Source organism: Pseudarthrobacter sp. YAF2, assembly GCF_052113345.1.
In the GTDB taxonomy this organism is placed as follows: domain Bacteria; phylum Actinomycetota; class Actinomycetes; order Actinomycetales; family Micrococcaceae; genus Arthrobacter.
The window spans coordinates 84,314-109,062 of sequence record NZ_JBFRDA010000015.1 but is presented as its reverse complement, the minus strand read 5'-3'; the positions used below and the strand labels follow the sequence as shown (position 1 = coordinate 109,062).

Sequence of the window (24,749 nt, the reverse complement as noted above, 5' to 3'; positions counted from 1 at the left end):
TTACGGCTAGGCACCATCCTAGCCATTCCCGGGCTGGCCGGGTGTTTCGGGTCACGGGTCGGTAATACTCAGACGTGCTGGCCGAAGACGTGCCGGCGGACCCAGGCGTGCATGGCAATGGCGGCGGCGGAGGCGGCATTGATGGACCTTGTGGAACCAAACTGCTCGATGGACAGGGTGGCGACGGCGGCCTGGTGGACTTCCGGAGTGAGGCCCGGCCCTTCCTGGCCGAAGACCAGCACGCAGTCCTTGGGCAGTTCGTAGGTTTCCAGGGGGACGGAGTCCGGGAAGATGTCGATCCCGATGATCGCCAAGCCCTCCCCCTGCGCCCACTGGACGAAATCCTCCACGGTGGGGTGGTGGCGGACATGCTGGTAGCGGTCGGTGACCATGGCACCGCGCCGGTTCCACCGTCGGCGGCCGATGATGTGGACTTCTTTGGCGAGAAAAGCATTGGCGGTGCGCACCACCGTGCCGATGTTGAGGTCATGCTGCCAGTTTTCGATGGCCACATGGAAGTTGTGCCGCCGGGAGTCCAGCTCCGCCACGATCGCCTCGTGCTTCCAGTAGCGGTACTTGTCCAGCACGTTGCGGCGGTCGCCGTCCGCCAGGAGGTCGGGGTCCCAGTGGTCGCCTTCGGGCAGTTCCCCCTCCCAGGGCCCGACGCCGACCTCCGCCTTGGCGGGTTCAGCCTCTCCGGGGTGGTGGTTGGGTTGGTCTGGCAGGCCCGGCGTCTGGTTCACCCTTCAACACTAGACTGGACCACTGGAGCATTCATCACCGGTGGAGGTAGACGTGGCAGAAGAAGACCAGGTAGCAGGAAACCCCGCGGTTTACCGCAACGGCCAGGAGATTGAATGCTGGCTGACGGACATGGACGGCGTCCTGGTCCACGAGAACCAGCCGATCCCGGGTGCTGCGGAGCTGATCCAGCGCTGGGTGGATACGTCCAGGCGCTTCCTGGTGCTCACCAACAATTCGATCTTCACACCGCGCGACCTCGCCGCCCGCCTGCGCTCCTCCGGCCTGGAGATCCCGGAGGAGAACATCTGGACCTCGGCGCTGGCAACCGCCCAGTTCCTGAAGGACCAGGTGGGTGGCTCAGAAACCGGCAACCGCGCCTACACCATCGGTGAGGCAGGACTGACGACGGCGCTGCACGAGGCCGGCTTCATCCTCACCGACCAGAATCCGGACTTCGTGGTGCTTGGCGAGACGCGCACCTACAGTTTCGAGGCGATTACCACCGCCATCCGCCTGATCCTGGCCGGGGCCCGGTTCATCGCCACCAACCCGGATGCCACCGGCCCGTCCAAGGACGGCCCGATGCCGGCTACCGGCGCTATTGCCGCCCTGATCACCAAGGCCACCGGCCGCGAGCCCTACATTGTGGGCAAGCCGAACCCCATGATGTTCCGTTCCGCCATGAACCAGATCGACGCCCACTCCGAGACCACCGCGATGATCGGTGACCGGATGGACACGGACATCATCGCCGGCATGGAGGCGGGCCTGCACACCGTCCTGGTGCTCAGCGGCATCACGCACAAGGACGATATTGCCGCCTACCCGTTCCGGCCCAACCAGGTGCTGAACTCGGTGGCGGACCTGAAGAACCAGATCTAGAAGATACTCACCCGGGAGCCGCCCCGGGGCAACGGGAAGTACTCCTCCAGCAGCTCCGTCACCAGCGGCCGGTAGATCTGCGGATTCCAGCCGGGGCTGGCGTGGGCCGGCGCGGCTCCTGTGGTCTGCAGGCCGCTGGAGACCATGTTGTCCTTGAAGGCCACCGCCCACGTCTCCGAAGCCGTTTCATAGTCAACGGTCTGGTCCTTCGGGTTGCCGATGTAGGCCATTTTGGCCGTCCCGAGCTGCCCCGTGAATTGGCTGCCCTCGAAGTGGTAGATGTACGCCGACTCGGTTTGGATGAGCACGCTGGACGGGGCGATGGGCGAGAGTTGTTCGAGCGTCTGATCCAGGATCTGGCGCCAGCTGCGTTCGTCCTTGTGGATGATCCGCTCCCCGAGTTCGTAGCCGCCGCGCAGGGTGGACGGGAACCTGAAGCCCCGCTCATACAGGAACACCACGCCGTCGAACCAGCTCTGGTCCAGGACGTCATGCGCACTGTAGGGGCTGGAGTCCAGCAGGATGAACTGCACCTGGATACCTTCCAGGGCAAGCAGGCGGGCGGCCACCTGGGTGGCCAGCATGCCGCCGAAGCTGTGGCCGTAGAAGAACAGCTTGGTGATTTTTTCCACCGCGATGTACTCGGAGATCGCGCTGACCACCTCGGTGACGTCCAGCCCCAGGTTGGAATAGCCGACGGCGGCGAGCCGGGCCCGCTTGTTCAGAGCCCCCCGGAGGGTGTTGAGGATCCACTGGGCCTCTTCCCAGCTGGTTTTGTACCCGGGGAAGAGGAACCAGCCGGCGTCCGGGTAGTAGGCATCAGCGAAGTCATCCGCAACGGGCAGGATTTTTGTGGTTTGGCGCTGCGACTGAACTTCGCGGGTCAGCAGCATGTCCGCAGCGAGCAAACCGGATGCCCCGGCGCCGGCGAGGAACGTCCGGCGCGAAAAGCGTTTGAGGGCAGCCGCTTCCGCCAGCAGCCGGGCTTGGGAGGCCCCGCGCCGGTTCTGCGGACCTGTCTCCCCCTCATACGGCACACCCCTACCGTAAGCACACCTGTTGTAAACGCCGCAAGAAGCGGCATATAACCACTCGGTGACGCAACGCTCAGCTTGCGGCCTGGCCCTCCGTGGCCGGGAACGGCGATTGGGGCTTTTGCTGCCGGCGGATGATCTCCAGGCCAATGTCGTTGTAGCGGCCCAGCAGGTCCGCGCCGTCGAACGCCTGCGGGTTATCCAGCAACGCGAAGACCGAATCGCTGGCATTGAGCAGTTCTTCGTCCGAGTACTCGGCCAGCGGACGGCCGTACAAAAGCTCGAAGAAGATCACCGGCACTTGCGGGAGTCCCTCGGCAAAATCGCCGCCGCCGGTGAACAGTCCGGTGATGTCCTCATCCATGAGGAGCGGTTGGCTGGTGGAAGGGTCTTCGGCGTTCCGGTCGTAACTGGAGGATAAGAGCTGGAGGGAGACCCCGGCGGAAGGAAGGCCTGGCAGCGAGTTGGCATCCATGGCATTAAGGTCGCCCCGCAACCCGGAGAGTGCCGCTGATTCAATGAGGGCAGCCTGCGAAAGATCGACGCAGATCCGGCAGCGCAGGCCCATGTGCCGGACACGTCGAATGATATGGACGAGTTCCGCACGGGTGTCGTGGCGAAGGGTTCCCCGGACTTCAATCCGGACGATGTCAGCAGGGACATCCAGGTCAACAAGTGCGTCTAGCGCGCGGTCCATAGGTACTCCAAAAAGAGGTTCTATGGCCGACGGCTCAACCTCCGCTAGCTTAACCTCCAGCGGGAGCCGCGCACAAGCCGCCCCTCAGGCGCTCTGGCCCGGCCTGACGTTGCCAGGCTCCTGGTAGTGGGTGTGCGCGCCCGCCCCGCCGACGGACTCCACCAGGGACCTGGCGATGTCCCGCAGCTTGGTGTTGCTGTTGCTTGACGCCTCCGTGAGGATTTCGACGGCGGCCGCCTGGCTGCAGCGGTTTTGTGCCATGACAATGCCGATGGCGATGTCGATGATGGTCCGCGATTCAAGGGTGGCGCGGAGGTTGGAGGCACTGTCCGCGTGCAGTGAGAACCTGACGGCGAGGCGCAGCGCCTGGGAGATCTCCCTGGTGAAGTCCCGCGCCCTGGCCGCTGCCTGGCCATCGAACTTTTTCGGGACGTCGGAGTACAGGTTCAGTGCAGCCTTGGCCTCTCCCTGCAGGTTGAAAGGAAGCGAAAGCACTGAGCGCAGGCCGTGGGACGCAACCGCGGTGGCGTAGTCCGGGCCCCACCGGTCCTCCTGGAACAGGTCCGGAACGTAGACTTCACGTTCTTCCTTTGCAGCAGTAAGGCACGGCCCCTGGGACAGGGAGTACTGGATTTCATCCACTTCCCGGGCCGATTCGCTGCTCCAGCCAATGGTGGCTGCCTTGCGGTCGCGGAGCAGCGTGATGCCGCACAGGGCGTCGTCGCCGTCGCCTGCCATCTGGTGGGCGGAAAAGCGCGCCAGTTCGTTGAGGAAGTCCTCAAAATCGGCGCTGTCCATGATCAGGTTCTGGACCTGGTCGGTAGCGCTCAGGGGTTGGGTTGGGGGGAGCAAGGGCATGGTCTCCGGGGACTCTAGTCGTTTAACGCACATCATAGGTCAGCCCGAACGGGCCGTCCAAGTGCCAAAGGGCACTCCTTTGTAAGTAACCCGCCCAGGCCCCGGACCTGCGCCCGGCGCTAAGCGAGGCCCAGTTCGTCCTTGCCAAACGCGAACAGGTAGGGAACGCCCGTTTCGGCCTCGATCTTTTCTTTGGCCCCAGTGTCCCGGTCAACGATGACGGCCACGGCCACCACGTTCCCCCCGGCCTTCCGCACGCCCTCCACTGCCGTCAGCGCAGATCCTCCGGTGGTGGACGTATCCTCCAGGACCAGCACCTTGCGTCCCTCAACGGAAGGGCCCTCCACCTGGCGGCCCATGCCATAGGACTTCTGGGCTTTGCGGACCACGAAAGCGTCAACGGACCGGCCCGCGTCAACGGCGGCGTGCATCACGGCGGTACCGACAGGGTCTGCACCCATGGTGAGGCCGCCCGCGCACTCAAAGTCGATCCCGGCGTCGTCCGCCAAAGCCAACATCACCTGGCCCACCAGCTTGGAGGCTTCGTGGTGCAGCGTGATCCTGCGAAGGTCGATGTAGTAGTCAGCCTCTGCCCCGCTGGAAAGGATCACCTTGCCGCGAACAACGGCAAGCTCCTTGATCAGTTCGAGCAGTCGGGCGCGGGCAGCTGCAGCGTCAGGCGCAGTATGAGTGGGCGAAGTCATGGGCTCCAGTTTAGTGGGTGAGCGGACGGGCAAAGCCTGGCGCGTGCTCCGGGCGTGGACCGAAAGCGATGACCCGGGGCAGGAACCGCCTCACCACCGGGTTGTGCCGCACAACAAAGAGCAGCACCTGCCGGAGCCTGGACCTGTGTCCCGCCGCGTTCCCGGCTGCAGCGCCTGCCGGGAACTTACCGGCAAACAGCGGAACAAACACCGCCCGGTGCATGATCCGCTGCACCGTTTGCACCACCACGGTGGGCATCCAGCGGCGACGCTGGACCGCAGCAAGGGTGGCGGTGCGCACCTGTCCGCGGCGCAGGTCCGGCGCCAGCCGCCTTGCCGCGGCCACGGCGTCCTGGATGGCCAGGTTGATTCCTACGCCCCCGGCCGGGGACATGGCATGCGCGGCGTCCCCGATGCACAGGAACCCGTCGGTGTACCAGCGGCGCAGGCGGTTCAGCCTGACATCCAGCCAGTGCAGGTCCTCAACACTGCTGATCGAGCCGACGCGATCCGCGAGGTCGGGGCGAAGTGCGGCGACACGTTGGCGGAACCGCTCCACACCCTCGGCCCGAATCCTGGCATCCGCACCTTTAGGGGCGAGATATCCCATCTGGTAGTAGTCGGTGCGGTTCAGGGCAATCATGGCTTCCCGGTCACCGAACGCCGGTACCACCCCTGCCAACTCCCCCGCTTCGGTGCCACGGCGCGTGAGCCTGAACCACCACACATCAAACGGCACCGGATACTCCTTCGGGGACAAACCCGTTGCCCGTCGCAGCACTGAATGGCGGCCGTCCGCTGCCACCACCACGTCGGCGTGAAGAACCTGCTCCCCGGCGTCGCCGGCGGCCCGGAAGCGCACCCCGGTGACGCGTCCGCCGTCGCCGAACACCAATCCTGTGGCTTCGCATTCCATCAGCAGCGTGAATGTCGGTTCGGCCTTGGCGGCGGACGCCAGGAAATCCAGGAAATCCCACTGCGGCATCATGGCCACGTAGTTATACGGGGGTTTCAAGGAGTCGAAGTCAGCCAGGGTGACCAGGCCGGCGCCGGGCACCGGGAACGCGACATTCCGCAGCCGGCTCTGCGGCAGGGCACGGAATCCGGGGCCCAATCCCAGCTCGTCCATCAGCCTGATCGTGGAAGCATGCACCGTGTCGCCGCGGAAATCCCGCAGGAAGTCACCGTGTTTCTCCAAGACTGCTACTTCAACCCCGGCCCTGGCGAGCAACAGGCCGAGCATCATTCCCGCCGGGCCGCCGCCCACCACCGCACACCCCGTCCGCTCCATGCAGTCACGCTACGCCGGGTGCAGCGTACCTGGAACAGTTGAGGGTTGTTGACAGCGCTGGCTAGGCTGGACCACATGCGCGAACTCCAGGCCAAGATCATTGAAGAAATGGGCGTTCTGCCCCGGATCGACCCCGCAGGGGAGGTGCGCAAGCGCGTCACTTTCCTCAAGGAATACCTCAAGGCAACGCATACCAAGGGCTTCGTCCTGGGCATTTCCGGCGGGCTGGATTCCTCGCTGGCCGGACGGCTTGCGCAGCTGGCGGTGGAGGAACTCCAGGCCGAGGGCGTGGAAGCGAACTTCGTGGCTGTCCGCCTGCCCTACGGCGTGCAGCATGATGAGGAGGACGCGCAGGCGGCCCTGGACTTCATCAAGGCCAAAACCGAGTGGACCTTCAACATCTCCGCAGCGGTGGACGGTTTCGAGGACGAGTTCGAAAAGACGGTGGGCTCGGAGATCTCCGACTTCCACAAGGGCAACACCAAGGCCCGTACCCGCATGATCGCCCAGTACGCCTTGGCAGGGGAATTCAACTACCTGGTGATTGGCACGGACCACGGCGCCGAGTCCGTGACCGGCTTCTTCACCAAGTACGGCGACGGCGGGGCGGACATCCTGCCCCTGTTCGGCCTCAACAAGCGGCAGAACCGTGCCGTGCTGGCCGAGCTCGGGGCACCGGCCCGCATCTGGGAGAAGGTGCCCACCGCCGACCTGCTCGATGACCGGCCTGGCCGCACTGACGAAGACGAACTTGGCATCAGCTACGACCAGATCGACGACTACCTCGAAGGACGCGATGTTCCGGAAGCGGTGGCCGAATCGATCGAACAGAAGTTCCTCCGCACCCGCCACAAGCGCACCGTTCCGGTGACCATCTTCGACACCTGGTGGAAGGGCCAAGGCCCGGAGGAGCCCCGCGCCGGACTCTAGGAGTGCCTGCCCGGCCCGGCTCAGCGGGTACGCCGCCTGCCCTCCGCACCCCCGCCCAGCTGCTGCGTAATCCGGTGCGCCTCCGCCATCAGCAGGCCGCCCAGTTCCTCCTGCCGTTCCGGCTTGAAGCGGGGCTCGATGCCGGTCAATGACAAGGCCCAGGCAGGCTTCCCGGAACGGTCGAACACAGCAGCACCCATCCCCCAGCTTCCTTCCAGGACCAGCCCGGGGTTCACCGAGTAGCCGGCCAGCCGTGTGCGGGCGAGGTTTTCCCGGACCAGGGCGGCTGTATGGTTCGCGGCAAATGCCCCCGCATGTTCGGCCCAGCGGCCCAACAACTGCTCCTGCTCGTGCTCCGGCAGGAAGGCCATAATGGCAGTCCCGGCTGACGCAACCCCCAGCGGGAACCGCACGCCCTCATGCAGGACGAAGGAGCGTACGGGAAAGCTTCCCTCCTCGCGCAGCAGGCAGACCGTCTCGGCGCCGCGGCGGATCGAAAAGAACGCACTCTCCCCCGTGGCCTCGGCAAGTCGCCGAAGGCTGGGGCGGGCGATGTCCTCCATGGGAAACCGTGCGGCGGCCACCGACCCCATGAGCAGGACTTCCGGGCCAAGTACCCAGTTGCCAGTGGCAGGATCGTGGTCCAGTAAACCTTCGGAAGCAAGGGAAGACAGGAGCCGGTGGACCGTGGGGCGGGTGAGGCCCGATTCGCGGACCAGCCCGGCCAGTGGCATGCCCTCAGCGCTCCGGCCCACCAGCCGCAGCAGTCCGGCAACCCGCGTCACCACCTGGGCGCCCTGCACTGGCATCGCGGTCACAAGCCCTCCCGAATGTTCACAATATGGATACGCAAAAGCCTACCGTCCACACTGTAATTACTGAACATTGTTTCCTTGACATGCTCCTCGGGACGCCCGTAGTCTCCAGAATCAGATCCAGCGTCCACTAAGTGGACGCCTTACCGCGCTCAACGAGGAGACGTCATGAACAAACTCCAGCCCTCTGCCACCGCAGCCCTGGAGGGCGCGCTGCAGGACGGGATGACCCTCGCCGTCGGCGGCTTCGGCCTCAGCGGCATTCCCGCTGATCTGATTGAAGCCGTGCGCGACTCCGGCGTGCGGGACCTGACCGTCGTCTCGAACAACATGGGCGTGGACGGCAAGGGCTTGGGCGTCCTGATCGAGGCCGGCCAGGTCCGCAAGGTCATTGCCTCCTACGTCGGCGAAAACAAGCTCTTCGCGGAGCAGTACCTCGCCGGGAAACTCGAGGTTGAGTTCACTCCGCAGGGAACACTGGCGGAACGCCTCCGCGCCGCCGGGGCCGGCATCCCCGCGTTCTATACCAAGACCGGCGTGGGCACCCTGGTGGCCGAGGGCAAGCCGCACGAGGTGTTCGACGGCGAAACGTACGTCCAGGAGCGCGCCATCAAGGCCGACGTCGCACTGGTCCACGCCCACACCGCGGACACGGACGGCAACCTCACCTACCGCTTCACAGCCCGGAACTTCAACCCGGTGGTGGCCACCGCCGCGGTCCTCACCATCGCCGAGGCCGAGGCCATCGTCGCCCCCGGCGAACTGGACCCGAACCACATCGTCACTCCCGGCGTCTTTGTCCAGCGGCTGGTTCAGGCCACGGCCAGGGTGGAGGACATCGAGCAGCGGACCGTCCGGCAGCGCACTGTGGCTGCCGGCGCCGAAGCGCTGGCCGTCTGAGCCGGGGCCTCAGATATGACTACCACCCATCCCAATGATCTGGACATCCCCCAGAAGGGCTTGGCCCGGATGGCGGAGAAGCTGGCCGGCTGGACGCAGAAATGGTTCCCGGACGCCTACATTTTCGCCTTGGCAGGCGTCCTGCTCGTCGCCGTCGCAGCATTGGCGGCGGGCGCTTCGCCCAAGGCCGTGGTCGATTCCTTCGGAAACGGATTCTGGGACCTCACCGCTTTCACCCTGCAGATGTCAATGGTTGTCCTGACCGGCTACGTCGTGGCAACTTCACCACCGGTGGCCCGGCTGATTGAACGCCTGGCCCAGGTGCCCGGCTCCGCGCGGTCGGCTGTCAGCTTCGTCGCCGTCATGTCCATGTCGGTGTCATTCGTCAACTGGGGCTTGAGCCTGATCTTTGGCGGACTCCTGGCCCGTGCGGTGGCCCGGCGCGGCGACCTGCGCGTCGATTACCGGGCCCTCGGCGCGGCGGCGTTCATGGGACTGGGCGCAGTCTGGGCGCTGGGCATGTCCTCGTCCGCGGCCCAGCTGCAGGCAACCAAGGCTTCCATTCCGCCGGCGCTGCTGAAAATCACCGGCGTCCTGGATTTCGGCACCACCATTTTCACCTGGCAGTCCCTGCTGACGCTCCTCATCCTGATGCTGCTGACCACCGTCATCGCCCACTTTTCTGCGCCGACGGGGAACGCCGTCAAAACTGCGGCGGATCTTGGCGTCGACCTTGACGACCAACCCGAGCCGCCGGACGAAAAGTCCCGGCCCGGCGAGTGGCTTGAATACAGCCGCGTCCTGCCGGTCCTGGCGGGTGTGCTCACCCTGGGCTGGCTGGTCTCCCAGCTCCTGACCCTGCCCATCCTGAGCGTGGTCAGCTCGCTGAACGGATACCTGCTGGTCTTCCTCATGCTGGGGCTGGTGCTGCACGGTACGCCGCGAAAGTTCCTGCAGTCAGTGGCCAAGGCCGTGCCCGCAACAGCCGGAATCCTGGTCCAGTTTCCGCTGTATGCCGCGATGGCGGCCATCCTCACCAAGGCGACAGGCGCCGGCGGGCTCTCCGTGTCCGAGCACCTGGCGCAGTTCTTCACCAGCATCGGCGGCAATGGGGCATTCGCCATCATCATCGCCCTCTACACAGCCTTCCTGGGCATGTTCGTCCCCTCCGGCGGAGGCAAGTGGCTGGTCGAGGCACCGTATGTCATGCAATCCGCGACGGACGTGAATATGAACCTCGGCTGGACCGTGCAGATCTACAACATGGCCGAGGCACTGCCCAACCTGGTCAACCCGTTCTTCATGCTGCCGCTGCTGGCAGTGCTGGGCCTGCGGGCCCGCGACCTGGTGGGCTTCACGTTCCAGCAGTTCCTGTTCCATCTTCCGGTGGTGCTGCTGTTGGCGTGGCTGCTGGGAATGGCGTTCGAATTCGTGCCGCCGGTAATACCCAACTGACCCAGACACCCGAGTACTGAGAAAAAGGAGTTTCGCCATGGCATGGACCAGGGATGAAATGGCTGCGATCGCGGCCGAGGAACTGCACGACGGCGACTACGTGAATCTGGGGATCGGCATTCCCACGTTGGTGGCCAACAACCTGCGCGAGGGCGTGCGGGTGGTGCTGCAGAGCGAGAACGGGCTGCTGGGCATGGGACCCTTCCCGTATGAGGGCGAGGAGGACGCGGACCTGATCAACGCCGGCAAGCAGACCGTCACGGTCCTGCCCGGCGGCAGTATCTTCGACTCCGCCACCTCGTTCGGCATGATCCGCGGCGGCCACGTCAAGGTGGCCATCCTGGGCGCCATGCAGGTCTCCGGCAACGGCGACCTGGCCAACTGGACCATCCCGGGCAAGATGGTCAAGGGCATGGGCGGAGCCATGGACCTGGTGGCCGGCACCCCGCGGGTGGTGGTCCTCACGGAGCACAACGCCAAGGACGGCACGGCTAAGATTGTCCGCGAATGCACCCTCCCCCTCACGGGCCTGAGCTGCGTGGACCGGATCATCAGCGATCTCGCCGTCTTCGATCTATACAAGGCGGACGACGGCGGGCGGCGGCTGACGCTGACCCGACTGGCGCCGGGAGTCACCGTGGAGGAGATCCGCGGGAAGACCGAAGCCGCATTCGACGTCGCCACCTCCCTCGGCTCAACACCCACCTTTGAAGGAGCTACAGCATGAGCCTCAAAGACCAGTTCGGCAAGGACGTCCTGATCACCGGCTGGGGGCACAGCAGGTTCGGGAAGCTCACGGACGACACCCTAGAGTCCCTGATTGTCCAGGTGGCTTCCGAGGCAATCTCAAACGCGGGCGTCGAGCCCGGCCAGATCGATGAGGTCTACGTGGGCCAGTTCAACGCTGGCATGATGCCGCTTGCCTTCCCGTCGTCGCTGGCCCTGCAGGTTTCCCCGGACCTGGCCAACGTCCCTGCCACCCGTGTGGAGAATGCGTGCGCTTCCGGTTCGGCCGCCTTCCAGCAGGGCACCAAATCGTTGCTGGCCGGCACCGCAAAGACGGTACTGGTGATCGGTGCGGAAAAGATGACCCAAGCCGGGGCAGACGTGGTGGGTGCCGCGCTGCTCGGGGCCGACTATGACATGGCCGGCAAACAGTCCACCACCGGTTTCACCGGGCTCTTCGCCGAGGTGGCAAAGCACTACGCCAAGCGCTACGCTGCCGCCGGCGCCCTGGGCGACGTCCTGGGCAGCATCGCTGCGAAGAACCACCGCAACGGCGTTGACAACCCGTACGCCCAGCTTCGCAAGGACCTTGGCGAGGAGTTCTGTCGGACCGTCTCGGACAAGAACCCGATGGTGGCCGACCCCCTGCGCCGCACCGACTGCTCCCCTGTCTCGGACGGTGCAGCCGCCGTCGTCCTCTCCACCTCGCCCACCGGCGGCGCGACCGCCCCGGTGCGGCTCGCCGGCTTTGGCCAGGCCAACGATTTCTTCCCTGCTGCACGCCGCGATCCCACGGCCTTCGAGGCCACCCGCATGTCCTGGCAGCGCGCCCTGGCGATGGCCGGCGTCGGGCTCGAAGACCTGGACCTCGCCGAAGTCCATGACTGCTTCACCATCGCCGAGCTGCTCATGTACGAGGCCATGGGCCTGACTGCCCCCGGCCAAGGTGCCCGCGCCATCGAGGAGGGCTGGGTCTACAAAGACGGCAAACTGCCAGTCAACGTCTCCGGCGGCCTCAAGGCCAAAGGCCACCCGGTGGGCGCCACAGGCGTCTCGCAGCACGTCCTGGCCGCCATGCAGCTCACCGGCACCGCCGGCGACATGCAGTTGGCGGCCCCGCGCAGGGCAGCCGTGCAGAACATGGGCGGGGTCGGCATCGCCAACTACGTCAGCATCCTCGAAGCCGTCTGACGTCGCGGGATCAGGGGCCGCCGCCGTCGCAGGGCACTTTGACCCCGCCAGCGCCTGCCCGGAGTCATAACGGACGGCGTGTCCGTGCCAAAGTGCCCCGGGAGCGCAAGACGCCGGCCGGCAGCCGCTTCGCTTTACTTAGCGGCCCCCGCGATGGCCTCGGCGCCGGCAGCTGCACAGGCTTCGTCCAAGGCGCCATCCGGCGCCCCGCCGACACCAATGCCGGCAACGGAAACGCCATTGACCTTCAGCGGGACACCGCCCGCAAGGAACAGGGTGCCCGGCAAGTCGGCGATGGAGGGGCGCCATTGCCGTTGACGCGCTTGGCCAGCTCGCTGGTGGGTGCGCCGAAGGCTGCCGCCGTATAGGCCTTCTGCTTTGCGGCCTCAATGGTGTGGGCCGCAGCGTTGTCTCCCCGGAGCAGTGCCTGGACCGTGCCGAAGCGGTCGACCAGCGCCACCGTGACGAAGGGCAGCTCGGCCGGCGGCTGTTCATTTCCGAAGCCACTGTTAAGACGCATCTGGCACACATCTACGCCAAGCTCGGGGTGGACACCCGGGCGGCCGCTATTGCTACCGCCATCCGCCGTGAGGGGATGCGTTAACAGCACATTATGGCCGTTACCCTTGCACCCGAGGCCTGCGCCCCGTACGTTGGGGACTGTGGGGGACTAACTCCCGCGCACCCCGGGACGATTCCGGGGAGAGAATCAGAGTCACATGAAGGAATGCAGCCATGGCAACAGGCACAGTTAAATGGTTCAACGCCGAAAAGGGTTTTGGCTTCATTGCCCCCGATGACGGGTCCGCTGACGTATTCGCCCACTACTCGGCAATCGCCAGCAGCGGCTACCGCTCACTGGACGAAAACCAGAAGGTCGAATTCGATGTGACCCAGGGCCCCAAGGGTCCGCAGGCAGAGAACATCCGCCCGCTCTAAGTCTTCGGCGGCTCCGGCAACTGCCGGGACCCCATCCGGCGGCCCCTTCAGCGAAAGCTGGAGGGGCCGCTTGTTTTTTGCGGCACTGTTTATCTGCGACACTGTTTTTCTGCCGCACTGCCGGTTTGGGATAATTGACCCATGACCGGACAGGACCAGGACAAGGATCCGTGGGCGGAGTTCGACGCGCTCGGGCCCGCCGCCCCTGACCGCGTGCCGGGGCAGCCCGGCGGGGAACCCCACGGATTCGGATTCCGTACCGGTGTACGCAGCGCGCGCGTCGCCGTCGGCTTCGCCGTTTACGCCCTGGCCCTGGGCACAATCCTGGCCCTTACCGGATGCATCGTGTTCATCGCCCGGCAGCAGTGGCTGCTGGTGGGCCTCATGCTGATGTTCGAATCCATCTTTGTCTTTGCCTTCACGCGGCTGGTGGCACAGGCCCGGCCCCGGAGACCGCGAAACGGTCCAGCCAAGTAAGCGGACAGCCGCCCTTGACCTTGACGCTGCGTCAACCCCTAGGCTCAGGGACATGGAAGAAATCCGAGGTACCGGCGGACGGGACTGGCCCATCCAGGATGTGGCCAGGATGGCCGGCACCACCAGCCGCACGCTCAGGCACTACGACGACATCGGGCTCTTGAAGCCCAGCCGGTTGGGCGGCAACGGCTACCGCTATTACGACGGCGCCGCCCTCCTTCAGCTGCAGCGGATCCTTCTGCTGCGGGAGCTGGGCCTGGGCCTGCCGGCCATCGCCGAGGTCTTCCAGCGCCACGCCGATCCCGTCGCCGCACTCACCCGCCACCTCGAGTGGCTGGGAAAGGAGCAGCAACGGCTGGCCCGGCAGGCACAATCCGTGCGGCAAACCATCGAAACAGTAAAGACAGGAGGCCAACTGATGGCCGAGAACATGTTTGACGGCTTCGACCACACCCAGTACCGGGACGAGGTCGAGGAACGCTGGGGCAAGGAAGCCTACGCCACGTCCGACGCATGGTGGCGCGGGATGGACGCGGCAGAAAAACGGGCCTGGAAGTCAAGGGTGGAAGACCTGGGCAGGGACTGGATCGCTGCCGGCGCTTCAGGAGTTCCGGCGGATGGTCCCGAGGCACAGGACCTGGCACGCAGGCACGTGGCCTGGCTCCAGTCCATTCCTGGAACGCCCGCTGCGGACACCGGCGGGGACATCAAGGGATATGTCACCGGACTGGCTGACATGTACGTCGCGGATCCGCGCTTCGCCGCCAACTACGGGGGCGTGGACGGGGCTGCCTTCGTGCGGAGCGCCCTTCGCATCTTTGCCGGGAAGCACCTCTAGGGGCACCTGTCAGCGGTTGGCGTCGACGCGTTTGGCCCTCTTGGCCCGCCGGACAATGAGCAGTACAACGGCAACGGCGAGCGCCGCGTAGACGGCATAGTTCAGGAAATGTGAGTACTTCTCGATGAGCTGGTACTGGGTGCCCAGCAGGTAGCCGAGGCCAATGAGGGCGCCGTTCCACAGACCGCTGCCGGCAAGGGTGAAGAGGCTGAATGTTCCTACGGGCATTGCGGCGGCGCCGGCCGGCAGCGAGATCAGGCTGCGGATCCCGGGGAGCAGGCGGCCAAAGAAGATGGATGACCTGCCGTGGCGGCGGAACCAGGCTGTGGCCTGTTCAAAGTCCTCCCGGTCCACCAGGGGCAGTTTGGACAGCCACCGGATTGAACGTTCCAGGCCCAGTTTCGCGCCGAGCCAATAGAGCAGCAGGGCACCCAGGTATGCGCCCAGGGTGCTGGTGACGACGACCAGGAGGAGGTTGAGGGAACCTTGCTTTGCAAGGTAGCCGGCCAGGGGAAGGATCACCTCGCTGGGGATTGGCGGCACCACCGTCTCCGCCAGTGTGAAGGCTCCCACGCCCCACTCGCCCAGGCTGTCGATAGCCCTCGCCGCGAAGCCCACGATGCCCGTGAGTCCGTCGGTGGGGCTGGCTGCATCGGTCATGGTTGTCCACATACGTCTATCCCTGTTCGCTGCCCTGGCATGGCCGTCTGTTGTCCGTCATGTCCACAATACGGGCCACGGAATTCGTCAGGCTCCCCCAGGTCCTGGACAGGGCGTCCCCGGGTCACCGGTGCTTGAACTGCGGTTCACGCTTTTCGGTGAACGCCGCCATCCCTTCCTTCTGGTCCTCGGTGGCGAACAGCGAGTGGAAAAGCCTCCGCTCGAACAAGACCCCTTGGGCCAGCCCGGTTTCGAAGGCTGCATTCACGGCTTCCTTTGCCGCCATGGCAGCCGGCTTCGACTTGGCGGCGATCAGCCCGGCTGCTTTGAGTGCCTCGGACACCACATCCTCCGCCGGGACCACCCGGGAGACAAGTCCGCACCGGTTCGCTTCCTCGGCGCCGATGAACCTGCCGGTGAGGATCAGGTCCATGGCCTTCGCCTTGCCGATGGCCCGGGTGAGCCGCTGGGAACCGCCCATCCCGGGGAGCACGGCAAGGTTGATTTCCGGCTGGCCGAACTTCGCGTTGTCCCCCGCGATGATGAGGTCGCACATCATGGCGAGCTCGCAGCCGCCGCCGAAGGCAAAGCCGGACACAGCCGCGATGGTTGGGATCCGCAGCCGGGTGAAGTCTTCCCAGCCGCGGAACCAGTCCGCCGTGTACATGTCCATGTAGCCTTGGTCCGCCATCTCCTTGATGTCCGCTCCGGCGGCGAACGCCTTGGCCGAGCCTGTGATCACCACGGCGCCCACGTCGGGATCGGAATCCATCGCGGTAACAGCGGCAACCAGCTCTTCCATGGTGGCCTTGTTGAGCGCGTTCAGCGCCGCTGGCCGGTTGAGGGTCACCAGCCCCACCCTGCCCTGTTGCTCCACCAGGATGTTGGCGTACTCCGTCATTCGGGGCTCCCGTCGTCGTGTGCTGCTGTGGTCCGACTCCGGCCCGCAGTGTCCGTTCCTGTTGTCTTCCCCGCTGCCAGGTCCGCTGCCGTGTCCGCGGCTGCCGGGCCCGAGGCAGCACGGATGTCCGTGATGATGGCGGAAAAGTCGCGGTCACCGCCCTCCGCGGCAAACCTATCGTAGATGCGGGCCGCGAGCGCCCCCATCTGTCCCGCCACTCCTGTGCTGTTGAGGGCGTTGACCGCAAGGTTGAGGTCCTTGGCCATCAGGGCCCCCGCAAAGCCCGGCTGGTAGTCCCTGTTCGCAGGACTGGCGGGAACCGGCCCCGGGACCGGGCAGTTGGTGGTCAGCGCCCAGCACTGTCCCGAGGCCGCGGACGCGACGTCGAACAAGGCCTGGTGGCTCAGACCCAGCTTTTCGCCGAGGACAAATGCCTCACTGACCGCGATCATGGACACACCCAGGATGAGGTTGTTGCAGATCTTTGCAGCCTGGCCCGCGCCGTGGCCACCGCAGTGGACCACGCGTTTGCCCATGGCTTCCAGGAGCGGCCGAACTGAATCGAAGTCCCGGGCCTCACCTCCGGCCATGAACGTCAACGTCCCCGCTTCGGCGCCCACCACGCCGCCCGACACAGGCGCGTCGATGGAGTGGTGGCCCGCTTCACCGGCCAGGCGCGCGGCTTCCCGGGCCTCATCGACGTTGATGGTGGAGCAGTCCAGGAACATGGTTCCCGGCGGCGCCGCGGCCAACAGCCCCGGTTGTCCGGCGTTGCCGCGGTAGGCATCCAGGACGTGGCCACCACTGGGGAACATAGTCAGTACGACGCCGGCCCCGGCCACGGCGTCAGCGGCGCTGTCCGCCATCGGCACACCATGCTCCCGCGCCGCTTCGACGGCCGCCGGCACCACGTCGAAACCAGCTACCGTATAGCCGGCCCGGACCAGGTTCAGTGCCATCGGACCGCCCATATGCCCCAGGCCCAGGAAGGCCACGGTTCCCTTTTCACGCATGGTCCGCCTCCTTCGGTGTCAGTTGCGCCTGCGGGTGCAGCTCCAGCTCCCCGCCGTCCAGCGGCTCGAAGAACCTGTCCACTTGCCCGGGAAGCACGTCAGCCAATGCTGCCGGTTTCCACTGCGGCTTCCTGTCCTTGTCCACTACCTGCGCACGGATGCCTTCGCGAAAATCGGGACCGGCAAGGAATCGGATCCCCGCGCGATACTCCTGGACCAGCGCTTCATCCAGCGTGAGGCTGGCGGCCCGGCGTAGCGACGCCAGGGTGACCTTGACCGCGGTGGGTGACTTCGTTTCGATCGTATCGGCCGCCTCCCTTGCGTCCTCCTGCCCGGGCCCGGCCCAGGCCCGGAGGCGGCTGACGATGTCCGCGGCATCATCCGAGGCGTAGCAGGCGTCGATCCAGTCGCGCTGCCCGGCGAGCCGCGAGGGCGGTGCCGGTTCCGCATAACGTTCGACGACGTCTTCCGCGCTGTCGTCCTCAAGGGCGGCCGCCAGGTCCGGCAGCGACGGGGACGGGACGTAGTGGTCTGCCAGGCCAAGGAACAACGCATCGCCCGCGCCGAGATGCGCGCCGGTGAGGGCGGCGTGCGTTCCTGCTTCGCCTGGTGCGCGCGAGAGCAGGAAGGTCCCGCCGACGTCCGGGGCGAACCCGATGGTGGTTTCCGGCATCCCCATCCTGGTCCGCTCCGTGACTACCCGGACGCTGCCGTGCGCCGAGATCCCCACGCCGCCGCCGAGGACCAGGCCATCCATGATGGCAACATACGGCTTGCGGTACCGGGCGATCAGCGAGTTCAGGCGGTATTCGGCCTGCCAGAAGCCGGCCGTCCGGTTTCCGCCGCGCAGCATGTCCCGGTAAATGGCCACGATGTCGCCCCCCGCGCAGAGTCCACGTTCCCCGGCGCCCTGCACCAGGACCGTGGCAACGTCGTCGTCTCCGGCCCACGCAGTGAGCTGCCGAAGCAGCAGATCCACCATGCCGGCGGTGAGCGCGTTCACGGCCTTGGGCCTGTTGAGCGTGGCCACGCCCAGCCTGCCGCGGCGTTCAAACAGTACTTCCGGGTGCCCGTTGCCGGCGGCACCATCCATTCCCTTGGCTGCGGTCATCGGCTGGCTGCTCCTTCGCATGGTGGCCGGATGAGTGGTCCAGGTCATTCTGGTTGCGAATATACCCGCCGCTTCACGCTTGGGACCAACGGCACGGGTGGTGCCGGCCGGGCAGCCGGGAGGCTTTACCCGGCGCAGGGCTGCCAAGGTAAGTTAAGAACCGTGAAGATAGCTACCTGGAATGTGAATTCGCTCCGTGCCCGCGCCGACCGTGTTGAAGCCTGGCTCCAGCGCAGCGACTGCGACGTCCTTGCCATCCAGGAGACCAAGTGCAAGGACGAGAACTTCCCCTGGGAACTCTTTGAGCGCATGGGCTACGAGGTTGCCCACTTCGGCGTCAACCAGTGGAACGGAGTCGCGATCGCCTCCCGCGTCGGGCTCGAGGACGTGGAGCGGACGTTCCTGGACCAGCCCTCGTTCGGCAAGGCGGGCAAGGACCCGGTCCAGGAGGCCCGCGCCATGGCGGCCACCTGCGGCGGTGTCCGGGTGTGGAGCCTGTATGTCCCCAACGGGCGTTCCTTGGACGACGAACACATGCCATACAAGCTCAAGTGGCTGGAAAGCCTGAAAACACACGCCCAGGGGCTGGTGACGGACAACCCGCAGGCGCAGGTCGCGTTGATGGGCGACTGGAACATTGCCCCGTTCGACGATGACGTCTGGGACATCCATTTGTTCGTCAATAACCGCTACACCCATGTCAGCCCGCCGGAGCGGGCGGCGTTCCATGCCTTTGAGTCTGCCGGCTTCACCGACGTGGTCCGGCCCTACACCCCGGGCCCGGGCGTCTACACCTACTGGGATTACACCCAGCTCCGGTTCCCCAAGAAGGAGGGCATGCGGATCGACTTCGTCCTGGCCTCGCCCGCTTTGGCAGCCCGCGTCACCGGCGCCTCGATCGACCGCGAGGAACGCAAGGGCAAGGGCGCCTCGGATCACGCCCCCGTGCTGGTGGAATTGGCGGACTGATGACAGCCCCCTGCGCCCATCCAAGGAGACCGTCATGACGGGAAACCTCTACCGGGGCCAGGCCGGCCTGCCATTTTCCTCCACGCTGCGCGTCTACGAACCGCTGGACGCCTTTCCTGCCGAACAACGCCCTGCCCTCCAGGCCGCCGGTGCACGCTCGGCCTCCCGGGCCGCCGTCGAAAATGCTGAACTGTTGGCCTCGCTGGGACGGATTACCCGTTCCGGCGGGGATCCGTTCCCCACCGGGCGCACCGACCTGGTGCGCGTTACCACCGCGCCGGCACCGGAAGGCGCAACGGACGACGACGGCGCTGCCGCGGGCACCGGGCCGGTGTTGCTGTATTGCCCCAGCCAACTGGTCCTGCGCGCCGGGCTGGCCGCCAACGCGTTGATGGAGGGGATCCATGGCCCGCTGGCCGAGCTGCTGATTCCCGAGGAACAGCGGGACCGGCACCAGGGGCGGATTGACTTGGTGAAGGCACGGGACGGATCCATCCGGGTACACACGCGGGCCTCCACCTGGGGCATCCCGTTCAGCTGGTTCTCGCTGTTCATGGAATCCGACCGCAAGGACGTGGTGGAAGCCGCCGGCCGCATCCTCACGGTCCGGGTCTGGGCGCCCATCACCGATGCTTTGGAGCGGGCCCGCTACGCCGTGGCCAACCTGGCGCTTGCCGCCCCGGACCTGGACATGCTTGATGACCTGGCACAGCTGACCGAATGGCTGGAGCTGTTCCATGTGAACTCCATGGTGGAACTGGACTACGGTGCCGTGGCAGACAAGGTGTACCCGGACGAATCACCCATGGACATCAGGCTGGGCATTGAGTGCCTGGCTGAGGGTGACATGACCGGCGCCGCAGCCGCCTACCGCCGGCTGGCCTCCCGCTGGATTCCCATCCGGCAGCTCGCGCGCGCCTCCTGACGCGCTCTCAGCCTTTGGGCGGCGCAGTGGTGCGCCGGACAATCAGTTCATGCGGCGCGACGGTGGACCGGACGGACCCGATTTCACCGTCCAGTTCGTCCAGGAGCATCTTGGTGGCCAGTTCAGCCTGCTCGTCCGGGCGTTGCCCAACGGTGGTGAGGCCCATGGCATCGGCGAAGTCGTGGTTGTCGATGCCCACCACTGACAGGTCACGGGGAATGCTGACTCCGAGGCGGCTGGCTTCGAAGATGACCCCCATGGCCATTTCGTCAGAGGCGCAGAAGATCGCCGTGGGCTTAGGCCCCGGACCTGTCCAGAGCCGGCGGAAGGCTTCCTGCCCGCTGCGCACCGTGAAGTCGCCCCACTCGTCCCAATCCGGCCGGGTAGGCAGGCCTGCGGCGGCCATGACGTCCTTGAACGCCAGGATGCGCACCCGGGGGACATCGAAGTTCAGGTCGGTCTCGTCGTCGCCATGCAGCAAGGCGATGTCCCGGTGGCCCAGCTCAATCAGGTGCCGGACAGCGGTTGAGGCTGCCGCGTAGTCGTCGATGCCGATGTAAGGGCACTCTTCAACGTGGCCACCCACCACCACCAACGGAATGTCGATCTTCTGCAGGTGTTCGATTTCTTCGTGGCTGAGCGCCATGCAAAGGACCAGCAGGGCATCGATCTGCTTGTAGACCATGGTCTTGCTGAAGAGCCGTTCGCGGTTGCTGCCGTGGCCGCCGAGGTTGAAAAGGGAGAGGTTGTAATGCCGGGCGTGCAGCTCGCGGTCCGCGCCCTCGATGGCCTTGGAAAAGAACCAGCGGCTGACGAACGGGGCCAGGACGCCGATGGTCTTGGTGCGTCCCGTGGCGAGGCCGGAGGCGGAGGACGATGCGACGTACCCCAGGTTCCCTGCCACTTCGAGTATTTTCTCCCTGGTGGCCGGGGAAACCCGGGGCAAGCCCCGCACGGCGCGGGAGACGGTTGCGGTTGAGACTCCGGCGGCCGCCGCCACGTCCTCGATGCTGACGCCATTATGGCCGCCCCGTTGGGACCTTTCCGTTGTGCGTGCCACCGTGTCCCCTCATAACTCCTGCGCGGCGCAGGCCGGTTGGCCCTGCCTCTACCCCCAAGCCTCGTATTTTTCCATTCCGCGGCCAGGCAGTGATAACTGTGGCGGGGACCGCTGCTTTGAATGCGCCTACTTGCGGGCCGGAAGCTTACGCCGCAGGCGCACCATTCCGTACAAGGCCAGCAGTGTTGCGAGCAGGCCCAGAGCCCAGCCCATGGCCGGCTGCGCAGTGATTTCCATCCATACAGTGACCACGAGGAGGACCACTGCCCAGAAACCAAGAAAGCCGATGATGATGTCGAAATCTTCGCCCGACCTGACCAGCCGGCTGCGGTTGCCCGCCCCCGCGGGTGTGCGGGGGCGGGCACCGTGGTCCGTCACTTGACCGCACCTGCCGTGAGGCCGGCGACAATCTTGCGCTGGAAGACCAGTACCAGAATCACCAGTGGGATAGTGACGATGGTGCCTGCGGCCATGATGGCCGTGTACGGGATCTGGTTCGGCTGTGCACCGGCGAAGTTGGCGATTGCCACCGTGACCGGCTGGGTTGCGTCGCTGGACAGCTGGCTGGCAATCAGGAACTCATTCCAGGATGAAATGAACGCCAGGATCGCCGTGGTGAAGATCGCCGGCGCCGCCAGGGGCATGATGACCTTGCGGAAGGCCTGCCCTTGGGTGCAGCCGTCAACACGGGCTGATTCCTCCAGCTCCCACGGCATTTCCCGGAAGAACGAGGTCATGGTGTAGACCGTCAGCGGGAGCACGAAGGAGATATTGGGAATGATCAGCGCCTGGTAGGTGCCCATCCAGCCGATGTTGGTGAACAGCTGGAAAAGCGGTGTGATCAGGGCGACGCCCGGGAACATGGAAGCTCCCAGGATGAAGCCGAGTACCAGGTACTTGAACCGGAAATTCAACCGGGCCAGGGCGTAGGCCGCAAACACGCCGATCACCAGGGATACCACCGTCACCACGCCGCCAATGAACACGCTGTTGAGCAGTGCCTGTCCGAACCGGTTGCCGAATGACGTATCAAAGGCGGTGATGAAGTTGTCCATGGTGACGTGGGTGGGAAGGATCGACGTGTCGTACGTGAACCCCACCTCGCGGAAGGCGGTGACCACCATCCAGTAGGCCGGCGCCAGGCACCAGATCAGGACGACGACAGCACTGATGTAGGTCCTGCCCTGGGCCCACTTCTCCCGGTTCTGGGCAGTTTTGCGGCCCTTGTCCTGGCGTGCCCGCAGCGCTGTGGCGTCTGCTGTTGCCGTTGTCATTTCTTCCCCTTTCCTGTGGCGCCGCTCTGTTCAACCACGTTTGCCCCGAGGAAGCGGACAAAGATGAAGGCGACGAGGAAGATGATGATGAAGGTGATGGTGGACAACGCCGCCGCGGAATTGAAGCCCTGCCTGATCTGGTTGATGACCAGGATGGACAGCGTGGTGGTGTTGTTGGCGCCGCCGGTGAGGATGTACGGCAGGTCGAACATGCGCAAGGCATCCAGGGTGCGGAAGAGGATCGCCACCATCAGCGCCGGCTTGACCAGCGGCAAGGTGATCAGCCGGAACCGCTGCCAGGCGGACGCACCGTCCACCTTGGCCGCCTCATAGACTTCGGCCGGAATCATCTGCAGGCCTGCGAGGATCAGCAGTGCCATGAACGGCGTGGTCTTCCAGACGTCGGCAATGATCACAGCCCATTTGGCCGGCCACTCGCTGCCCGTCCACAGGATGGTGGTGTTGAACAGCTTGTTGGCGATGCCCTCGAAGGCGAAGATGAAGAACCAGAGCTTCGCCGTCACGGCGGTGGGGATTGCCCACGGCACCAGAACCGCTGCGCGGACAAGGCTCCGGCCGCGGAAAGTACGTGCCATGATCATGGCCATCCAGAAGCCAAGCACCGTTTCCAGCGTCACCGTCACGATGGTGAAGAAGAACGTGGTGGCGGTGGCGGACCAGAACTGGCCGCCCAGGGTTCCCGGCGGGCAGGCAACTGTTCCGCCGGCGGGCGCCGAACACTGTTGCGCCAGCCAGTTGACATAGTTTTGGATGCCGGCTGAGCCGCCGGCTGTGAACAGGCCGGTGGCGGGGTCAAGGCCGGCGTCCTTCTGGAAGGACATGACGATCGCGCTGACGATGGGGTACACGATCACAATGCCCAGGGCCACAATGGTCGGGGCGAGCAGCCAGGACGCCCAGCGCCCCTGACTTGCGATCCTGTTGTCTTCCCCAACGCCCTTGGGCGCGTGATGAGCAGGGGCAGCGCCCGACGCCGGTGACTTAACCGGCGTCGGGCCTAGTTCGGTTGCCATGGCAGGACTACGATCCTGCACCGGCGGATTGGATGGCGTTCTGCATGTCGGAAAGTGCAGCGTCCACTGTCTTTTCTCCCTTGATAGCGGAGTAGGCATTATCTTGGATTGCCTTGGTGACGGCCGGGTAGAAAGGCGTTACGGGACGCGGTACGGCGTTCTCGATGGACGTCTTCAGGACCGGCAGGTAGGGCAGCTTGGCAACCAGTTCCTGATCTTCATACAGCGAGCCGAGGACCGGAGCCAGGGAACCCTGGGTGGCGTAGAATTTCTCGGTCTCCGCGGAGGTCATGAACTTCATGAAGTCCAGTGCGGTGGCCTTGTTCTTGGAGTACACGCTGGTAGCGAGGTTGTGGCCGCCAAGCGAGGACGCACCCGGACCGCTCTTGCCCGGAAGGGCTGCAAGGCCGGTCTTGTCCTTCACCGCCGAGGATCCTTCAGTGGTGATCAGGTTGAAGGCGTAGGGCCAGTTGCGCAGGAACAGGAGTTTGCCGCTCTGGAATGCCTGGCGGCTGTCCTCTTCCTTGTAGGTGATGGCTTCCTTGGGGATGTTCCCGTCAGCGTAGGCCTTGGCCAGGTTACCCAGGCCGGCTTTCGCTTCTGCGGTATTCACGCTGGGCTTGCCGTCCTTGTCAAGGACTGAGCCGCCGGCGGAGTTGATGGCCTCTGAAGCGTTGACGGTCAGGCCCTCATACTTGCTGAACTGGCCGGCGTAGCAACCGATGTTGTTCTGCTTGGCGATGGAGCACATGCTCATCATCTCGTCCCACGTCTTGGGCGGCGTGGGGACCAGGTCCTTCCGGTAGTACAGGATGCCGCCGTCCGAGGTCTGCGGGGCTGCATACAGGGTGCCCTTGTACGTGGCACTGTCCACGGTCGGCTTCAGCATGGCGCTGGTGTCAATCGCCATCTTGTCCTTCAGCGGCTGCAGCCAGCCCTTGGCCGCGAACTCGGCGGTCCAGACAACGTCCACGTCGACAACGTCGTAGTCGGACTGCTTGGCCTGGAAGTGCTGGACGAGGTCATCGTGCTGCTGGTCGGCCTGGTCGGTCTGTTCCTTGAAGGTGACCTTTTCATTCGGGTGCGCGGCATTCCACTTATCAACAAGCGGACGGACGACGTTGCTGTTGTCCTTGCCCTGGACATACGTGATGGGGCCGCGGCCGTCGAGGTTGGCGTCAGCGTCGCTGCCTCCCCCGCCGGTGGTGCCCCCTCCGCCGCCGCCACCGCAGGCGGACAACGTCAGGGCCAGAATGCCGGCCGTGGCGGCCGGAAGCAGGAATCTCGGGGTTTTCATTAGCTTGAAGCTCCTCGCTGAGTG

At 65.4% G+C, this 24,749-nt stretch carries 27 protein-coding genes and 2 pseudogenes; 12 read left to right on the top strand and 17 right to left on the bottom strand.

Going from position 1 to position 24,749, the window contains the following annotated elements; all coding sequences use genetic code 11:
• Nucleotides 1-68: 68 nt before the first annotated feature.
• Entirely contained in the window at nt 69-743 is a 675-nt protein-coding gene (locus AB4Y79_RS16420; RefSeq protein ID WP_441863959.1) for a TrmH family RNA methyltransferase, read from the bottom strand.
• Nucleotides 744-783: 40 nt separating this feature from the next.
• On the opposite strand from AB4Y79_RS16420, the gene AB4Y79_RS16415 reads away from it, so the two are divergent.
• Nucleotides 784-1,626, top strand: coding sequence for an HAD-IIA family hydrolase (locus tag AB4Y79_RS16415; RefSeq protein WP_374121486.1), 843 nt, complete (start codon nt 784-786; stop codon nt 1,624-1,626).
• Here AB4Y79_RS16415 and AB4Y79_RS16410 read toward each other — a convergent pair.
• The 5 genes from AB4Y79_RS16410 to AB4Y79_RS16390 form a co-directional block, all read right to left on the bottom strand.
• Entirely contained in the window at nt 1,623-2,663 is a 1,041-nt protein-coding gene (locus tag AB4Y79_RS16410; RefSeq protein ID WP_441863956.1) for an alpha/beta hydrolase, read from the bottom strand. The two genes, AB4Y79_RS16415 and AB4Y79_RS16410, sit on opposite strands and share 4 nt — an antisense overlap.
• A 70-nt stretch (nt 2,664-2,733) precedes the next feature.
• Nucleotides 2,734-3,357, bottom strand: coding sequence for a hypothetical protein (locus AB4Y79_RS16405; protein WP_441863954.1), 624 nt, complete (start codon nt 3,355-3,357; stop codon nt 2,734-2,736).
• 84 nt (nt 3,358-3,441) lie between these two features.
• Nucleotides 3,442-4,215: a GAF and ANTAR domain-containing protein gene (locus AB4Y79_RS16400; protein ID WP_441863952.1), complete on the bottom strand. Its 774-nt coding sequence runs from the start codon at nt 4,213-4,215 to the stop codon at nt 3,442-3,444.
• A 119-nt stretch (nt 4,216-4,334) separates the two neighbouring features.
• Complete coding sequence (pyrE, locus tag AB4Y79_RS16395) at nt 4,335-4,919, bottom strand: orotate phosphoribosyltransferase (RefSeq protein WP_441863950.1); 585 nt, start codon at nt 4,917-4,919, stop codon at nt 4,335-4,337.
• Nucleotides 4,920-4,929: 10 nt separating this feature from the next.
• A complete protein-coding gene (locus tag AB4Y79_RS16390; RefSeq protein ID WP_441863947.1) occupies nt 4,930-6,210 on the bottom strand; it encodes an FAD-dependent oxidoreductase in 1,281 nt (426 codons plus the stop codon).
• A 75-nt stretch (nt 6,211-6,285) separates the two neighbouring features.
• On the opposite strand from AB4Y79_RS16390, the gene nadE reads away from it, so the two are divergent.
• A complete protein-coding gene (nadE, locus tag AB4Y79_RS16385; RefSeq protein ID WP_441863944.1) occupies nt 6,286-7,140 on the top strand; it encodes an ammonia-dependent NAD(+) synthetase in 855 nt (284 codons plus the stop codon).
• Between the two features lie 20 nt (nt 7,141-7,160).
• On the opposite strand, the gene AB4Y79_RS16380 is transcribed toward nadE, so the two are convergent.
• Nucleotides 7,161-7,958 (bottom strand): IclR family transcriptional regulator, encoded by a 798-nt coding sequence (locus AB4Y79_RS16380; protein WP_441863941.1) that lies wholly within the window; start codon nt 7,956-7,958, stop codon nt 7,161-7,163.
• A 165-nt stretch (nt 7,959-8,123) separates the two neighbouring features.
• On the opposite strand from AB4Y79_RS16380, the gene AB4Y79_RS16375 reads away from it, so the two are divergent.
• Genes AB4Y79_RS16375 through AB4Y79_RS16360 form a run of 4 tightly spaced genes read left to right on the top strand, consistent with a single transcriptional unit; the run spans nt 8,124 to nt 12,227 of the window.
• Entirely contained in the window at nt 8,124-8,855 is a 732-nt protein-coding gene (locus AB4Y79_RS16375) for a CoA transferase subunit A (protein ID WP_441863938.1), read from the top strand.
• Nucleotides 8,856-8,870: 15 nt separating this feature from the next.
• Nucleotides 8,871-10,310: a short-chain fatty acid transporter gene (locus AB4Y79_RS16370; RefSeq protein WP_441863935.1), complete on the top strand. Its 1,440-nt coding sequence runs from the start codon at nt 8,871-8,873 to the stop codon at nt 10,308-10,310.
• A 37-nt stretch (nt 10,311-10,347) separates the two neighbouring features.
• A complete protein-coding gene (locus AB4Y79_RS16365) occupies nt 10,348-11,037 on the top strand; it encodes a CoA transferase subunit B (RefSeq protein WP_441863932.1) in 690 nt (229 codons plus the stop codon).
• On the top strand, nt 11,034-12,227 hold the full coding sequence (locus tag AB4Y79_RS16360; RefSeq protein ID WP_441863929.1) for an acetyl-CoA acetyltransferase: 1,194 nt from the start codon (nt 11,034-11,036) through the stop codon (nt 12,225-12,227). The genes AB4Y79_RS16365 and AB4Y79_RS16360 overlap by 4 nt, the downstream gene beginning before the upstream one ends.
• Before the next feature lie 134 nt (nt 12,228-12,361).
• On the opposite strand, the pseudogene AB4Y79_RS16355 reads toward AB4Y79_RS16360, so the two are convergent.
• Nucleotides 12,362-12,705: pseudogene (locus AB4Y79_RS16355) on the bottom strand (GlcG/HbpS family heme-binding protein); the annotation flags it as partial.
• On the opposite strand from AB4Y79_RS16355, the pseudogene AB4Y79_RS16350 reads away from it, so the two are divergent.
• The 4 genes and pseudogenes from AB4Y79_RS16350 to AB4Y79_RS16335 form a co-directional block, all read left to right on the top strand.
• A pseudogene (locus AB4Y79_RS16350) lies at nt 12,703-12,831 on the top strand (LuxR C-terminal-related transcriptional regulator); the annotation flags it as partial. The pseudogenes AB4Y79_RS16355 and AB4Y79_RS16350 sit on opposite strands and share 3 nt — an antisense overlap.
• 131 nt (nt 12,832-12,962) lie before the next feature.
• Nucleotides 12,963-13,166, top strand: a complete 204-nt coding sequence (locus AB4Y79_RS16345) for a cold-shock protein (protein WP_013599688.1) — start codon at nt 12,963-12,965, stop codon at nt 13,164-13,166.
• 141 nt (nt 13,167-13,307) lie between these two features.
• Nucleotides 13,308-13,643, top strand: coding sequence for a hypothetical protein (locus tag AB4Y79_RS16340; RefSeq protein ID WP_441863925.1), 336 nt, complete (start codon nt 13,308-13,310; stop codon nt 13,641-13,643).
• A gap of 52 nt (nt 13,644-13,695) precedes the next feature.
• Nucleotides 13,696-14,481 carry a MerR family transcriptional regulator gene (locus AB4Y79_RS16335; protein ID WP_441863922.1) on the top strand — a complete coding sequence of 262 codons (786 nt, stop codon included), beginning with the start codon at nt 13,696-13,698 and terminating at the stop codon, nt 14,479-14,481.
• A 9-nt stretch (nt 14,482-14,490) separates the two neighbouring features.
• On the opposite strand, the gene AB4Y79_RS16330 is transcribed toward AB4Y79_RS16335, so the two are convergent.
• The 4 genes from AB4Y79_RS16330 to AB4Y79_RS16315 all read right to left on the bottom strand — a co-directional run bounded on the left by AB4Y79_RS16330 (nt 14,491) and on the right by AB4Y79_RS16315 (nt 18,166).
• Nucleotides 14,491-15,153, bottom strand: coding sequence for a DedA family protein (locus AB4Y79_RS16330; protein WP_441863919.1), 663 nt, complete (start codon nt 15,151-15,153; stop codon nt 14,491-14,493).
• Nucleotides 15,154-15,265: 112 nt separating this feature from the next.
• Nucleotides 15,266-16,042 carry an enoyl-CoA hydratase gene (locus AB4Y79_RS16325; RefSeq protein WP_441863916.1) on the bottom strand — a complete coding sequence of 259 codons (777 nt, stop codon included), beginning with the start codon at nt 16,040-16,042 and terminating at the stop codon, nt 15,266-15,268.
• Entirely contained in the window at nt 16,039-17,055 is a 1,017-nt protein-coding gene (gene mmsB / locus AB4Y79_RS16320) for a 3-hydroxyisobutyrate dehydrogenase (protein WP_441863914.1), read from the bottom strand. Before mmsB ends, AB4Y79_RS16325 begins: the two co-directional genes overlap by 4 nt.
• Complete coding sequence (locus AB4Y79_RS16315; RefSeq protein ID WP_441864003.1) at nt 17,048-18,166, bottom strand: enoyl-CoA hydratase/isomerase family protein; 1,119 nt, start codon at nt 18,164-18,166, stop codon at nt 17,048-17,050. Before AB4Y79_RS16315 ends, mmsB begins: the two co-directional genes overlap by 8 nt.
• 162 nt (nt 18,167-18,328) lie before the next feature.
• Here AB4Y79_RS16315 and AB4Y79_RS16310 point away from each other — a divergent pair, with 162 nt between their 5' ends.
• On the top strand, nt 18,329-19,135 hold the full coding sequence (locus AB4Y79_RS16310) for an exodeoxyribonuclease III (RefSeq protein WP_441863911.1): 807 nt from the start codon (nt 18,329-18,331) through the stop codon (nt 19,133-19,135).
• Between the two features lie 34 nt (nt 19,136-19,169).
• Nucleotides 19,170-20,060: a hypothetical protein gene (locus tag AB4Y79_RS16305; protein ID WP_441863909.1), complete on the top strand. Its 891-nt coding sequence runs from the start codon at nt 19,170-19,172 to the stop codon at nt 20,058-20,060.
• A 7-nt stretch (nt 20,061-20,067) separates the two neighbouring features.
• Here the strand turns inward: AB4Y79_RS16305 and AB4Y79_RS16300 are convergent, their stop codons facing one another.
• From AB4Y79_RS16300 to AB4Y79_RS16280, 5 genes are all read right to left on the bottom strand, one after another.
• Complete coding sequence (locus AB4Y79_RS16300) at nt 20,068-21,120, bottom strand: LacI family DNA-binding transcriptional regulator (protein ID WP_441863906.1); 1,053 nt, start codon at nt 21,118-21,120, stop codon at nt 20,068-20,070.
• Nucleotides 21,121-21,246: 126 nt separating this feature from the next.
• Nucleotides 21,247-21,498, bottom strand: coding sequence for a hypothetical protein (locus tag AB4Y79_RS16295; protein WP_441863903.1), 252 nt, complete (start codon nt 21,496-21,498; stop codon nt 21,247-21,249).
• Entirely contained in the window at nt 21,495-22,394 is a 900-nt protein-coding gene (locus AB4Y79_RS16290) for a carbohydrate ABC transporter permease (protein ID WP_018763099.1), read from the bottom strand. Before AB4Y79_RS16290 ends, AB4Y79_RS16295 begins: the two co-directional genes overlap by 4 nt.
• The gene (locus AB4Y79_RS16285; RefSeq protein WP_308928765.1) at nt 22,391-23,428 is read right to left on the bottom strand and encodes a carbohydrate ABC transporter permease; all 1,038 of its coding nucleotides are present in this window, start codon (nt 23,426-23,428) and stop codon (nt 22,391-22,393) included. The genes AB4Y79_RS16290 and AB4Y79_RS16285 overlap by 4 nt, the downstream gene beginning before the upstream one ends.
• 7 nt (nt 23,429-23,435) lie before the next feature.
• The gene (locus tag AB4Y79_RS16280) at nt 23,436-24,725 is read right to left on the bottom strand and encodes an ABC transporter substrate-binding protein (protein ID WP_441863899.1); all 1,290 of its coding nucleotides are present in this window, start codon (nt 24,723-24,725) and stop codon (nt 23,436-23,438) included.
• Nucleotides 24,726-24,749 lie beyond the last annotated feature (24 nt).

Excerpts from the sequence above, each read along its gene's own strand:
- AB4Y79_RS16405 (WP_441863954.1), bottom strand. The coding sequence starts at position 3,357 with ATGGACCGCGCGCTAGACGCACTTGTTGACCTGGATGTCCCTGCTGAC.
- AB4Y79_RS16400 (WP_441863952.1), bottom strand. The coding sequence starts at position 4,215 with ATGCCCTTGCTCCCCCCAACCCAACCCCTGAGCGCTACCGACCAGGTC.
- pyrE (WP_441863950.1), bottom strand. The coding sequence starts at position 4,919 with ATGACTTCGCCCACTCATACTGCGCCTGACGCTGCAGCTGCCCGCGCC.
- AB4Y79_RS16390 (WP_441863947.1), bottom strand. The coding sequence starts at position 6,210 with ATGGAGCGGACGGGGTGTGCGGTGGTGGGCGGCGGCCCGGCGGGAATG.
- nadE (WP_441863944.1), top strand. The coding sequence starts at position 6,286 with ATGCGCGAACTCCAGGCCAAGATCATTGAAGAAATGGGCGTTCTGCCC.
- AB4Y79_RS16375 (WP_441863938.1), top strand. The coding sequence starts at position 8,124 with ATGAACAAACTCCAGCCCTCTGCCACCGCAGCCCTGGAGGGCGCGCTG.
- AB4Y79_RS16370 (WP_441863935.1), top strand. The coding sequence starts at position 8,871 with ATGACTACCACCCATCCCAATGATCTGGACATCCCCCAGAAGGGCTTG.
- AB4Y79_RS16365 (WP_441863932.1), top strand. The coding sequence starts at position 10,348 with ATGGCATGGACCAGGGATGAAATGGCTGCGATCGCGGCCGAGGAACTG.
- AB4Y79_RS16360 (WP_441863929.1), top strand. The coding sequence starts at position 11,034 with ATGAGCCTCAAAGACCAGTTCGGCAAGGACGTCCTGATCACCGGCTGG.
- AB4Y79_RS16345 (WP_013599688.1), top strand. The coding sequence starts at position 12,963 with ATGGCAACAGGCACAGTTAAATGGTTCAACGCCGAAAAGGGTTTTGGC.
- AB4Y79_RS16340 (WP_441863925.1), top strand. The coding sequence starts at position 13,308 with ATGACCGGACAGGACCAGGACAAGGATCCGTGGGCGGAGTTCGACGCG.
- AB4Y79_RS16335 (WP_441863922.1), top strand. The coding sequence starts at position 13,696 with ATGGAAGAAATCCGAGGTACCGGCGGACGGGACTGGCCCATCCAGGAT.
- AB4Y79_RS16330 (WP_441863919.1), bottom strand. The coding sequence starts at position 15,153 with ATGTGGACAACCATGACCGATGCAGCCAGCCCCACCGACGGACTCACG.
- AB4Y79_RS16325 (WP_441863916.1), bottom strand. The coding sequence starts at position 16,042 with ATGACGGAGTACGCCAACATCCTGGTGGAGCAACAGGGCAGGGTGGGG.
- mmsB (WP_441863914.1), bottom strand. The coding sequence starts at position 17,055 with ATGCGTGAAAAGGGAACCGTGGCCTTCCTGGGCCTGGGGCATATGGGC.
- AB4Y79_RS16315 (WP_441864003.1), bottom strand. The coding sequence starts at position 18,166 with ATGACCGCAGCCAAGGGAATGGATGGTGCCGCCGGCAACGGGCACCCG.
- AB4Y79_RS16305 (WP_441863909.1), top strand. The coding sequence starts at position 19,170 with ATGACGGGAAACCTCTACCGGGGCCAGGCCGGCCTGCCATTTTCCTCC.
- AB4Y79_RS16290 (WP_018763099.1), bottom strand. The coding sequence starts at position 22,394 with ATGACAACGGCAACAGCAGACGCCACAGCGCTGCGGGCACGCCAGGAC.
- AB4Y79_RS16285 (WP_308928765.1), bottom strand. The coding sequence starts at position 23,428 with ATGGCAACCGAACTAGGCCCGACGCCGGTTAAGTCACCGGCGTCGGGC.
- AB4Y79_RS16280 (WP_441863899.1), bottom strand. The coding sequence starts at position 24,725 with ATGAAAACCCCGAGATTCCTGCTTCCGGCCGCCACGGCCGGCATTCTG.